Here is an 11,860-nt window from a genome sequence, read left to right on the forward strand (position 1 = left end):
CCCGGGATGCGGTTGCGCCCGCGGTCTCGGTCGACCTGCCCCACGACGACCTGGAGCGGTTGGTCAGCGGGGCGCATCACGACCCGCACGCGCTGCTCGGGGCGCACCCGCATCCCGGGAGCGACGCCACGGTCGTCCGGGTGCTGCGCCCCGATGCGAGGGCCGTGACCGTCCTCATCGGGCCGGCCCGGTACCCGGCCACCCGGCTGCACAGCGGCGGGGTGTTCGGAGTGGCCGTGCCGGGAATGCTGCCCGACTACCGCATCGAGGTGACCTACCCGGACGGCCCGTACCTCATCGACGACCCCTACCGGCACCTGCCCACCCTCGGTGAGATGGACCTCCATCTGATCATCGAGGGCCGGCACGAACAGCTCTGGAAGGTGCTCGGGGCGCATCCGCGCGCGCTGACGACGCCGGGCGGCGCCACAGTCACCGGGGTCAGCTTCGCCGTGTGGGCCCCCTCCGCGCGGGGGGTGCGGCTCGTCGGCGATTTCGACTTCTGGGACGGGCGTGCCTTCCCGATGCGCTCGCTCGGCCGCTCCGGGATCTGGGAGCTGTTCGTCCCCGGCGCCGGCACCGGCGCCCGGTACAAGTACGAGATCCTCGGCTTCGACGGGATCTGGCGGCAGAAGGCGGATCCGCTGGCGTTCCACACCGAGGTGCCGCCGGCCACCGCGAGCGTGGTGTTCGCCTCCGACTTCACCTGGAACGACGGCGCGTGGCTCGACCGGCGGGCCCGGACGGCCTGGCGCACCGAGCCGGTGAGCGTCTACGAGGTCCACCTGGGCTCCTGGCGGCGCGGGTTGTCCTATCGGGAACTCGCCGAGGAACTGACCGCGTACGTCGTCGAGAGCGGCTTCACCCACGTGGAGATGCTGCCCGTGGCCGAGCATCCCTTCGGCGGCTCCTGGGGCTACCAGGTGTCGGCCTACTACGCCCCGACGGCCCGCTTCGGCAGCCCCGACGAGTTCCGCCACCTTGTGGACACGCTGCACCGCGCCGGCATCGGGGTGATCGTCGACTGGGTGCCGGCGCACTTCCCCCGGGACACCTGGGCGCTGGGCCGCTTCGACGGCACCCCCCTGTACGAACATCCCGATCCACGCCGCGGTGAACAGCCCGACTGGGGTACCTACGTCTTCGATCTGGGCCGCCCCGAGGTACGCAACTTCCTCGTGGCAAACGCCCTGTACTGGTTCGAGGAATTCCACATCGACGGGCTACGCGTCGACGCGGTCGCCTCGATGCTGTACCTCGACTACTCCCGGCCGGAGGGCGGCTGGCTGCCCAACATCCACGGCGGCCGGGAAAACCTCGATGCCGTCTCGTTCCTGCAGGAGACCAACGCCACCGTCTACCGCCGTTTCCCGGGCGCAATGATGATCGCGGAGGAGTCGACCGCGTGGCCCGGGGTCACCCGCCCCACCCACCTCGGCGGCTTGGGCTTCGGCTTCAAATGGAACATGGGGTGGATGCACGACACCCTTGACTACAACTCCCGGCTGCCGATCCACCGCATGTACCACCACCATCAGATGACCTTTTCGATGGTGTACGCCTACTCGGAGAACTTCATCCTGCCGTTCAGCCACGACGAGGTGGTCCACGGCAAAGATTCGCTGCTACGCAAGATGCCCGGCGACCGCTGGGCACAGCTCGCGAACCTGCGGGCGCTGCTCGCCTACATGTGGGCGCATCCCGGTAAGAAGCTGCTCTTCATGGGCTGCGAGTTCGCCCAGGACAACGAGTGGAACGAGTCCGCGTCCCTCGAATGGCCCCTGCTGGACGATCCCGCCCACGCCGGTGTCGCGGACCTCGTGCGCGACCTGAACGGTCTCTACCGGACGGTCCCGGCCCTGTACCAACACGACGCCGACCCGGCGGGCTTCTCCTGGATCGACGCGAACGACGCGGAGAACAACGTCTTCTCGTTCCTGCGGTGGTCGGGCGAGGACCCGGCGGGCGGCGTGCTGGCCTGCGTCACCAACTTCGCCGGCATCGGGCACGAAGGCTACCGCATCGGGCTGCCGTTCCCCGGCCGCTGGCGCGAGATACTCAACACCGACGGGTACCGCTACGGCGGCGGCAACATCGGCAATCTCGGCTCGGTCCAGGCTGTCGAGGAGCCGCATCACGGTCTCGACGCCTCGGCAACCCTGACGCTGCCGCCTCTCGGGGCCATCTGGCTCTCCCCCGCCTAGTGCCTTCCCCCGCACGGCGGCTTCGCCGCCGTGCGGGGACCCCTGGCCCAAGGCGCCGTACAGGGCCTCCGTCAACTCGCCTTCGGCCGGTGAATGTGGGGATCTGAGCACGGTCCGCGGTCCCTGGACCGTGCCTGGCTCCCCACAACTCGACTGCCGCGTGCTCAGAAGAGGGCGGCTGCCAGGGAGCGTCGGGCCGGGGCCACCGCGGGCTCCTCCTCACCCAACGCCTGGAACAGCCCGACGAGGTGCGCGCGGACCCTTTCCCGTTCCGGTCCCGCCGTCCGGCGGACGACCTCGACGAGACCAGCGAGGGCCCCGGCCACGTCTCCCTGCGCGATGCCCAGGTCGGCCGCGGCAACCGCGGCCTCGACGTCGTCCGGATTCGCCACCAGCCGGTTGCGGACGTCCACCGGATCGTACCCATGCACCCGGCGCAGCAGTTCGGCCCGCGCGAGCCCGGTCAGGGCCTCGGGATCCGCGGGCGCCTCGGTGAGCCGGATGCGGTAGGACTCGACCGCGGTGTCGAAGTCGCCACGGGCAAGCGCCGCCTCGGCCGCCGCCACATGTGGGTCACGGGCGGGGCCGCCCGCGGCTGCCGCGCCCGGGACTGCGCCCATCGCCTCGCCGACCAGGGAGAGCAGCTGATCGAGCCAGCTCCGCACCTCCCGTTCGGGCACGGCGCCGGTGAACTCTCCGATGATCCGCCCGCCGATCACCGCCTTCACCGCGGGGATGCCCTGCACGTCGGCGGCCTGCGCGAGGCCCGGGTTCGCGTCGACGTCGATCTTGGCGAGGATCCACCGGCCGCCGTCCGCCGCGGCGAGCTTCTCCAGGATCGGGCTGAGCTGCTTGCACGGGCCGCACCAAGAGGCCCAGAAGTCCAGCACTACGGGAACCTGCATCGACCGGCTGACCACGTCAGTGGCGAAGCTCGCCTCGGTGACGTCGATGACCACGGGCCCGGCTGGCGCGCCGGGACGAGCGGCCGGCGCGGCCGTGGCGGCGCTGCTGGCGGGGGGAGGCGGGGTCGCCGGCTTGGGGTCGAGCGGGACGGCGCCGGCGAGGCGCAGACCGCCGAGGCTTTCGGGCAGACGTCCCGCGCCTCCCGCACCGCGCGGCGATCTGGATGGGACTGGTGGCCTACGTTGCATGCCTCCATCGTGGCATCTGGTCGCGGTCAGTGGGCTCGGCACCGGACGACTTTTCCGGTCCTCATGTCCGCCTCGCCCGGGGTCGGACACAGACGCCCAATCCGGGCCGCGGGCCGCGGGCCGCCGGCCGCGGTCAACGATCAGTGGCGTCCGCGCCGGTCTCGCCCCCGGCCAGCAACCGGTCGATCGCGGCGACCTTCGTGTGCAGAGCGTCGGTGACTCCCGGGCGAAGATCGGCCTTCAGCACCAGACTCACCCGGCCAGCACGGGCCGAGACCGCCTCGGTGGCCCGGCGGACGACGTCCATCACCTCGTCCCACTCGCCTTCGATCGTGGTGAACATGGCGGTCGTCTCATGGGGCAGCCCACTGGCCCGCACTATCCGGACCGCCTCGGCGACCAGATCCGCGACCCCCTCGCCCTGACCGATGGGCGTGACACTGAAGGCAACAAGCATGCGGTCAGACTTATCACGACAGTCCGCTCACCGCGCATCGAACAACGCAGGGCCACTACCCTGCTACGCCGACGCACCGAGGTCGTCGGTAAGCTATTTGCATGTCACGAAACGTCGCCGGAAAACCGGCCGGCGATCCAGTTGAGCAAACCCGGAACAACGGTCTCTGACGGTACGCCCTACCATTGCCCGCCGTGGGGTGGAAGAAGACGGATAATGAGGCGTAGGTGGGGTCACGCATCTTGCTCGACGCGCTGACGGACCTGGCTGTGGTCGTCGGCGCGGATGGTCGTGTCACCGACATGGGTGCCGCCGCCCGTGCCTTCCTCGGTGACCGGGTTCCCCGCATCCCCCATCTGCGCGATCTTGTCGACGTCGTCGATCCCGCGTTCCGCCTCGCTCTCGGTGAGGCGGTGAAGGCCGCGCTGGGGCGGACCGGGCAGTGGCGTGGCTCGGTGGGACTCGTCGACCTGGCCGGGGCCACCGTGCCCCATCACGTGACGGTCCGGGTCGACCCGGAGGGCGGGCTGGTCGTCGTCGCTCGGGACACCAGCGACCAGCGCGCCCGCGAGGTCGCCGAGAACGAGTCACGGGCCAAGGACGAACTGATCGCCCGGCTCGGCCACGAACTGCGGACCCCGCTGAACGCCATGCTGGGCTTCGCGCAGCTGCTGGAACTCGAACCGCTCACCCCCGACCTCCACGACGACGTCGAGCGCATCATCACCGGTGGCCGCCACATGCAGGCGTTGATCGATGACGTGCTGGACCTGGCCAGGCTCCGCGCGGGCCGAGGGGACATCAACAAGGGGCCGGTCAACGTCCTCGACATCGTCCAGGGCGTGGTGGAGCTCGTCGAACCGCTCGCGGCGCAGCGCAGCATCCGGCGGGTGATCCATCCGGCGCTGCCGCTCGTCGCCGACGCGGACCGCCGCCGCCTGTGGCAGGTCCTGCTCAACCTTGTCGGTAACGCGCTGAAGTACGGCCGGGAGGGCGGCAGCGTGCGCGTCGGCATCGTGCCCATCACCGGCTCGCGGATCCGTATCGAGGTCGAGGACGACGGGACGGGGCTCTCCCCCCGGGCGATCGACCGACTGTTCCGGCCCTTCGAGCGCCTCGGCGCCGAGCGCAGCGGAATCGAGGGCAGCGGGCTGGGCCTCGCGCTGTCCCACGCCCTGGTCACGGCGATGGGCGGGGTGCTTACCGTCGCCAGCCGGTACGGCGTGGGAAGCGTGTTCGCCGTCGTGCTCGACGCGGTCGACCTGCGTTTCGAGGATCTCGATGATGACAGCGGATTCGGGGGCAGTTACGGTGGTCTCCCAGGTCACTCCGGCGAGTCCGGCACGGTCACCCTCGGCCGTCCTCCCGCACCCGGCGGCCTGCGGGTCGTGCACGTCAGCGGCGATCCCGCCCTGCGTTCCCTGGTCGCCGAGACCCTCACCGATTTCCTGGCTGCGGACACCGTGACCGTTCCCCGCGCCGGTCTCGCCCTCGACGCGGTGCGGGGGGCCCGGCCAGCGTTCATCCTGCTCGACCGGGACCTGCCCGACACGACCGCGGCCGAGCTGCTCGCCCAGCTCGCGGCGGACCCGACCGCCGGCGTCATCCCGACCCTGGTCCTCAGCGAGGACGCCGACCCCCGCGAGCGGGCGTACCTGCGCCGAGCCGGCGCCGTGGACGTCCTGAAGATCCCGCTGGATCCCGGCGCCCTAGTCGCCGCGGCAGCCGCGCTCACCACCGCGATGACCGCCCCGAGCTGACCTGACCAGGCCGCCCCGAACGGCGCCTGATGCGGGGAAGAGCTCGAAGTCCAGAAAGTCGAAGCCAGGCGCCACCACGCAGCCGACCAGGACGTGCTGTCCATCGCGCGGGAGCGCGGTCTGCCATTCGCCGGCCGGCACGACGAGCTGCGGCGCTTGGCCCGCGGCCGGATCGGGTCCGAGGATCCGCCGGTCGGCGGCGACCGGCGCCCGGCCCGGCCCGCCGAGAGTGAGATCGAGGGCCCCACCGCCCTGCCAGAGCCAGATCTCGGCCGAGGCCACCCGGATGCCAGCGGGACACCTCTCCCGGACGCAGCAGGAACAGGATGGACGTCATGACGGGGCGCCTGCCGCCATGTGCGTCGATCTGGTCGGGACTGGCCCAGGTCCGGCGGTACCAGCCGCCCTCGGGATGTGCTTCGAGACCGAGCTCCCGCACCAGGTCGTCGGCCAGCGTCGCGGGGTCGTCGATGCGGGTCATCGCGGGAGCCTCCCCGAGGCCTGCCGTCACGCCGGAACGCGCAGCACCAAGGCGTCTCCCTGGCCGCCGCCGCCGCAGAGACCGGCGGCCCCGATCCCGCCGCCGCGGCGTTTCAGCTCGTTGGCCAGGGTCAGGGCGATCCGGGCACCGGAGGCTCCGACGGGGTGACCGATCGCGATCGCGCCGCCGTTGACGTTGGTGATCTCCGGGCCGATCCCGAGGTCGCGCATGGACTGGATGGCGACCGCGGCGAAAGCCTCGTTGATCTCGACGAGGTCGAGATCAACCGGGGTGAGCCGCTCCTTGGCCAGCGCTGCGAGGATGGCGCGCGAGGGCTGGGACTGCAGGGAGGTGTCCGGACCGGCCACGAAGCCGTGGTGACCGACCTCCGCGAGGATCGGCAGGCCGAGCTGTTCGGCCTTCGCCCGGCTCGCCACGATGACGGCGGCGGCGCCGTCGGAGATCGGCGACGACGAACCCGCGGTAATCGTGCCGTTGCCGTCGAAGGCCGGCCGCAGCTTCGCGAGCACCTCGACGGTGGTGTCGGGACGCACGCCCTCGTCCTGGTTGACGACCAGCGGCTCGCCGCGGCGCTGCGGCACCGCGACCGGGACGATCTCGTCGCCGAACAGCCCGTTCTTGGTGGCGGCGGCGGCCCGCTGATGCGACTGGGCGCCGAACGCGTCCTGCTCGGCCCGGCCGATGCCGAGCCCCGCGTTGTACCGCTCGGTGCTCGCCCCCATCGCGATCTGGTCGAAGGCGCAGAACAGCGCGTCGTGCTCGGTGGCGTCGAGCAGCTCGGCCCGGCCGTACTTCACCCCGGAGCGCAGCGAGCGCAGCAGGTGCGGGCCGCCGGTCATGGACTCCATCCCACCGGCGACGACGAGGTCGAACTCCCCGCTGGAGATGTACGTGTCGGCTAGGGCGATCGCGTCGAGGCCGGACAGGCAGACCTTGTTGATCGTGATGGCGGGCACCGACAGCGGGATGCCGGCGGCGACCGCCGCCTGCCGGGCGGTGATCTGACCCGCGCCGGCCTGGATCACATGCCCCATGATCACATAATCGACCGCGTCGCCGGGCAGGCCGGCCCGCGCGAGGGCACCCGAGACCGCGATGCCACCAAGATCCGTCGCGGTGAAGCCCTTCAGCCCGCCCGACAGTTTCCCGAACGGTGTCCGCGCTCCGGCCACGATCACGGAACCAGGCATGGATGCCTCCTCATCTCCAGGAAGATCTTCGGACCGGGACGGCGCCGGCACACGGCATGCGGTGACGTCGTCTCGTGGCGGCAGCCTCGAGAACGGCCGTTGCTGATATAATAGCTTGGTCACGTCTGAGATTCCCGGCCGCGATTCTGGCCCCTCAGGGACAAGAGCACCTAGCCGGACCCGCGGGACGGCCAGGAGAAGCGGACCGTCCTGACAGGGACCGTCAGGACAGCTGGCCGCAGGCTGCCACGAACGGCGAGGTGGCCGGGTCCGCCGGCAGGCGTACCTGGTCGGACCGGGTGTCTTGGGCGGCCAGGCCCTCCGGGGTCAGCGCCAGGATGGTCGTGGCCACGGTGAACAGCGAACCGTCGGTCGAGGTCCCGCTGTTGATCCGCAGGGCCCGGTCCATGCAGCGGAACCCGGCGCCGACGTTACCCTGAACCCCGGCTGCGAGGGTGAGCTGAGCCGGCAGGGGGACGGAGGCCAGCGTGTCGAGACTGGCGTAGCGCACCAGCGCGTAGTTGTCCATCCCGCTCCTCGACGTGGTCTGCACCAGGATCTCGCCGAACCCGTTGGCGTTGATGTCGACGACCGTGTAATGCAGGGGCACCACGATCGCGCCCAGGTCGACCTGCCCGACAGTTCCGTCCCGGGAGAACACGACCTCGAGTTTGCTCCCGGTCGCCCGCACCTGGTCGGAACGGCCGTCGCCGTCGACGTCGCCCGCCACTGCCGGCTTCACGGCGGCCGTCGGCAGCTGAGGGCTGTCCTGGGTCACCGTCGTCGGACTGACTGACGAACCGGCCGTGACGGGCGGGGAGGACATGCTGGTGGTCGGGAGGGCGGTCGGCGGAGTAGTCGCCGACCAGGTCACCGATCCCCCTCCGGACCCACCGCCGGCCCTGGTAGAACGGCCGGTGCCGCCGGTCGAGGGCGCGACGGGTGTCCGGCTCGGCCCCGTCACGGGTGCGGTCACGAGCGGCGGGACGGCTGGCTCGACGAGCTCGTTGCTCGACGGAGGGGGCCGCAGCGCCACCACTGCGAGCCCGATGAGCGCGGCCATGACCATCCCGCCCGCCGTCATCAGCGGCAGACGCCACCGGCGCCGACGGTCGATCCCGGCACGGATCTGCCGGTAAGCGTCCGGCGAGGGCCGGAGGGGCTCCACCGCCTCGGTGAGCAGGCGGGCGAGCTCCTCCGGTTCCAGACCACTCACCGCAGGCCCTCCAGCTTGCCGCTCAACGCCGACAGCCCCCGGGAAGTGTACGCCTTGACGGAACCGACACTGCAGCCCATCACCGCCGCGGCGTCCGCCTCGGACATGTCGGCGTAGTACCGCAGCACCACTGCCTCCCGCTGCCGGCGGGGCAGCTCGCGCAGCGCCTGGATGACCGCCGCCCGTTCGACGAGGGAGTAGGCGCCCTCCTCGGCGCTCGCGGCGTCGGGCATCGGCTTGGGAGCGTGTTTGAGAGCGACGAGTCGACGACGCAGTGTCGAACGTGCGAGGTTGACGACGGTCTGCCTGAGGTAGGCCAAGGCCTTGTCCCGGTCCTGGAGCCGCCCCCAGGCCGCGTGGACTCGGATGTAGGCATCCTGCACGACCTCCTCGCAGAGGCCGAGATCGTCAAGCAGTAACGCTGCAAGACGAACCAATGACCGATAGTGTTCGGAATACAACGCGGTCAGGGCGGCATCGGCGTCCCGCGCGACATCGCTACGGGCGGCGTCGCTCCGTGCAGGCACGGGCCGCCACCCTTCCACGACAGTCATGGGCGCGATCACACCCAGTTGGACGCGTACCGAGCACTCGAAGTTGTCCCAAAAGTTCTATCGCGTCACGCACGAAACAGACAGCCTCCACATCCCGCGACCCCGCCTCCCACCTATGGGTAACATCTGCCGTCTATCCGCCATCAGCACCAGCGTCCTACCGGAGGCCGACCGTGAAGGACATTCTCGAAGCGATCATTGCCCAAAGCCCTCCGTCGCCCGCCCGGCGGGCGGAGTTCGCATCCCTCCCGGTCCCCGAGTCCTACCGCGCCGTGGTCGTGCGCCGGGACGAAATCGGGATGTTCGAGGGCATGCCGTCCCGGGACAAGGACCCCCGCCGCTCCCTGCACGTAGACGACGTGCCGACCCCCGAGCTCGGTCCCGGTGAAGCCCTCATCGCGGTCATGGCCTCCTCCGTGAACTACAACACGGTCTGGACGTCGATCTTCGAGCCGATCCACACCTTCAACTTCCTCGAGCGCTACGGCCGAACCTCTCCGCTTGCATCCCGTCACAACCAGCCTTACCACGTTGTCGGCTCGGATCTGGCCGGAGTTGTGCTACGGACAGGGCCCGGCGTACAGGCCTGGTCCCCCGGGGACGAGGTCGTCGCCCACTGTCTGTCCGTGGAACTCGAGCGTCCCGACGGCCACAACGACACGATGCTGGATCCCGAGCAACGAATCTGGGGATTTGAGACGAATTTTGGCGGACTCGCCGAGCTCGCCCTGGTCAAGACCAACCAGCTCATGCCGAAACCCGCGCACCTGACCTGGGAGGAGGCGGCCGCACCCGGTCTGGTCAACTCGACCGCGTACCGCCAGCTGGTCTCGGTCAACGGCGCGAACATGAAGCAGGGCGACGTCGTTCTCGTCTGGGGCGCGTCCGGGGGCCTGGGCTCCTACGCCACCCAACTCGTGCTGCGCGGCGGGGCCATCCCGGTCTGCATCGTCTCCTCGCCGGAAAAAGCCGACATATGCCGCTCCCTCGGCGCAGATCTGATCATCGACCGTGCCGCCGAGGCCTATCAGTTCTGGAGTGACGAACACACCCAGAACCCCCGGGAATGGCAGCGGTTCGGCAAGCGCATCCGCGAGCTCACCGGCGGCGACGACCCCGACATCGTCCTCGAACACCCGGGCCGGGAGACCTTCGGCGCCTCCGTCTATGTGACCCGCCGCGGCGGAACTATCGCCACCTGCGCCTCCACCAGCGGTTTCCAGCACGAGTACGACAACCGGTACCTGTGGATGAATCTCAAGCGCATCGTCGGCTCGCACTTCGCCAACTACCGGGAGGCCTGGGAAGCCAACCGACTCATCATGCGCGGGATGATCCATCCGACCCTGTCCCGGGTCTACCCGCTTACCGAAACGGGGCAGGCCGCCTACGACGTGCACCGCAACCTCCACCAAGGGAAGGTGGGCGTGCTGTGTCTCCCCCCGGCCGAGGGGCTGGGTGTCCGCGACGAGGCACTCCGCTCCCGCCACCTGACCGCAATCAACCGGTTCCGCGGCGTATAAACCCGGAAATCGGCCAGGTCGACAGCCGGCTCCCCTCACGCTCGCATTGACCGTCTGAGATGCTGAGGTCCTATGACCGAACACACCGATCTCATCCCAATGGCCGGCGAGACCGACGGGCCCCCCGCCTTTGATCTGGTGCGCCGTGGCTACGACCCCAATCAGGTCACCCATCACGTGAACTGGCTCGTCGAGCAGCTACGCGAGGCCGAGGCGCACCGGGCAGCGGCGGAGGCGGCCGCGTCGGAGGCGGCGACCGAGGCGGCCCGGGTACGCGACGATCTGGCCGCCAACCGTCCCGCCTGGGAGGAGTTCGGTGGCCGCGTTACCCAGATCCTCCAGCTCGCCGAGGAGGAGGCGGCCACCGTTCGGGCTGAACGCACCCGGGAGGCCGACGCCCAGCTCGAGGAGGCCCGCCGGATCGTCACCGAGGCCGAGCAGACCCGGGAGAAAACCCTGCGCGACGCCGACGAGCAGGCCGCGGCCATCGTCTCGACGGCCCGCGCGGAGGCCGAACGGATCGTCGAGGTCGCTCGGGCCGCGGCCGCGCAGGCCGAGGACGACTCGAAGCGTCGGCTGGCCGACCTCGAACGCCAACGCGAGCAGGTGACCTCGCAGCTTGCCACCCTGCGTGACCAGGTGACGGCCCAGCTGGGCGCGCTGCGCGACAAGCTGACCGCCGCCTCCGCGTCGATCGCCTCCATCGAAGCACCGCCGCCTGAGGCGCGTAAGGCGCTCGGCAGCGAGCCGAACGCGTTGCCCGCGCCGGCGGCCTCCCGCGGGGTCTAGCCCGCACGGGAGGCCGCCGTCTCGTGGGGTCAGCCGTCACGGACGCGCGGCCGGGCCGCTCGGCATCGGCGTTCCCAACACGGCCGGTGCCAGTGTCGACGGTCCTCGAGCCGCTCGGGCGGCCAGACCACCACGTGGGCGGCGCCCGGAATGATCTCATAATCACAACCGGGACACCGGTAGACCTTGGTGGTCACCGCGCCGCTCGTCGGCCGCACCACCCACTCACCGTCCCGCAGGACGACCGGATCCGGCATCCACCAGCCGACCGGGTGCCCTCGCTGCGCATCCGACGGCCGGGCCCGGCGTCGGCGCGCCTTCCTCGTCACCTCCCGCGAGCGGGTCTGCCCGATGCCCGGAACCGATCCCGCCGGGTGCGGGAACCCGAACCCGGGGTATCGCCGGCCGGCGGGCCCGCGACCCGCTCGCCCCGGTCCACCACCTCGCCGTCAACGATCCGAGGCCGGTCATCCGCCGCCGGTCCGGCCGAGGAGGCCGTCGTGCGCCCGCC

10 protein-coding genes and 2 pseudogenes are annotated in these 11,860 nt (G+C 70.7%); 4 read left to right on the plus strand and 8 right to left on the minus strand.

Translation table 11 applies throughout. The features are described 5' to 3' along the window. A partial coding sequence (gene glgB, locus AC08OX_RS09240) for a 1,4-alpha-glucan branching protein GlgB (protein WP_476607428.1) occupies window positions 1–2,204 on the plus strand: 2,204 nt, incomplete at its 5' end. A 164-nt stretch (window positions 2,205–2,368) separates the two neighbouring features. Here glgB and AC08OX_RS09245 read toward each other — a convergent pair. Then, window positions 2,369–3,358, minus strand: coding sequence for a tetratricopeptide repeat protein (locus AC08OX_RS09245; protein WP_476607429.1), 990 nt, complete (start codon window positions 3,356–3,358; stop codon window positions 2,369–2,371). Window positions 3,359–3,491: 133 nt separating this feature from the next. Further along, entirely contained in the window at window positions 3,492–3,815 is a 324-nt protein-coding gene (locus AC08OX_RS09250; protein ID WP_011438060.1) for an MTH1187 family thiamine-binding protein, read from the minus strand. 227 nt (window positions 3,816–4,042) lie between these two features. Between AC08OX_RS09250 and AC08OX_RS09255 the strand changes: the two genes are divergently transcribed. Beyond that, window positions 4,043–5,575, plus strand: a complete 1,533-nt coding sequence (locus AC08OX_RS09255; RefSeq protein WP_476607430.1) for an ATP-binding protein — start codon at window positions 4,043–4,045, stop codon at window positions 5,573–5,575. On the opposite strand, the gene AC08OX_RS09260 is transcribed toward AC08OX_RS09255, so the two are convergent. The 5 genes and pseudogenes from AC08OX_RS09260 to AC08OX_RS09280 form a co-directional block, all read right to left on the minus strand. Further along, on the minus strand, window positions 5,525–5,857 hold the full coding sequence (locus tag AC08OX_RS09260) for a cupin domain-containing protein (RefSeq protein WP_476607431.1): 333 nt from the start codon (window positions 5,855–5,857) through the stop codon (window positions 5,525–5,527). The two genes, AC08OX_RS09255 and AC08OX_RS09260, sit on opposite strands and share 51 nt — an antisense overlap. 64 nt (window positions 5,858–5,921) lie before the next feature. Continuing rightward, window positions 5,922–6,056: pseudogene (locus AC08OX_RS09265) on the minus strand (cupin domain-containing protein); the annotation flags it as partial. Between the two features lie 26 nt (window positions 6,057–6,082). Beyond that, the gene (locus AC08OX_RS09270) at window positions 6,083–7,267 is read right to left on the minus strand and encodes an acetyl-CoA C-acetyltransferase (RefSeq protein WP_476607432.1); all 1,185 of its coding nucleotides are present in this window, start codon (window positions 7,265–7,267) and stop codon (window positions 6,083–6,085) included. A gap of 223 nt (window positions 7,268–7,490) precedes the next feature. After that, window positions 7,491–8,483 (minus strand): FG-GAP repeat domain-containing protein, encoded by a 993-nt coding sequence (locus tag AC08OX_RS09275; protein ID WP_476607433.1) that lies wholly within the window; start codon window positions 8,481–8,483, stop codon window positions 7,491–7,493. Continuing rightward, entirely contained in the window at window positions 8,480–9,037 is a 558-nt protein-coding gene (locus AC08OX_RS09280) for a SigE family RNA polymerase sigma factor (protein WP_011438065.1), read from the minus strand. The genes AC08OX_RS09275 and AC08OX_RS09280 overlap by 4 nt, the downstream gene beginning before the upstream one ends. Before the next feature lie 173 nt (window positions 9,038–9,210). Here AC08OX_RS09280 and ccrA point away from each other — a divergent pair, with 173 nt between their 5' ends. Together ccrA and AC08OX_RS09290 are read left to right on the plus strand one after the other, a co-directional pair. Continuing rightward, the gene (gene ccrA, locus AC08OX_RS09285; RefSeq protein ID WP_476607434.1) at window positions 9,211–10,560 is read left to right on the plus strand and encodes a crotonyl-CoA carboxylase/reductase; all 1,350 of its coding nucleotides are present in this window, start codon (window positions 9,211–9,213) and stop codon (window positions 10,558–10,560) included. A 72-nt stretch (window positions 10,561–10,632) separates the two neighbouring features. Further along, window positions 10,633–11,349: an ATP synthase subunit B family protein gene (locus AC08OX_RS09290; protein WP_476607435.1), complete on the plus strand. Its 717-nt coding sequence runs from the start codon at window positions 10,633–10,635 to the stop codon at window positions 11,347–11,349. A 325-nt stretch (window positions 11,350–11,674) separates the two neighbouring features. Here the strand turns inward: AC08OX_RS09290 and AC08OX_RS09295 are convergent. Further along, window positions 11,675–11,860 (minus strand): annotated as a pseudogene (locus tag AC08OX_RS09295) (YkvA family protein); the annotation flags it as partial.

This window comes from Frankia sp. CoBUL1, from assembly GCF_978021245.1.

Bases quoted from the DNA above. Each gene is read 5' to 3' on its own strand.
- AC08OX_RS09290 (WP_476607435.1), top strand. From the start codon at position 10,633: ATGACCGAACACACCGATCTCATCCCAATGGCCGGCGAGACCGACGGG.
- AC08OX_RS09245 (WP_476607429.1), bottom strand. From the start codon at position 3,358: ATGCAACGTAGGCCACCAGTCCCATCCAGATCGCCGCGCGGTGCGGGA.
- AC08OX_RS09250 (WP_011438060.1), bottom strand. From the start codon at position 3,815: ATGCTTGTTGCCTTCAGTGTCACGCCCATCGGTCAGGGCGAGGGGGTC.
- AC08OX_RS09270 (WP_476607432.1), bottom strand. From the start codon at position 7,267: ATGCCTGGTTCCGTGATCGTGGCCGGAGCGCGGACACCGTTCGGGAAA.
- AC08OX_RS09280 (WP_011438065.1), bottom strand. From the start codon at position 9,037: ATGACTGTCGTGGAAGGGTGGCGGCCCGTGCCTGCACGGAGCGACGCC.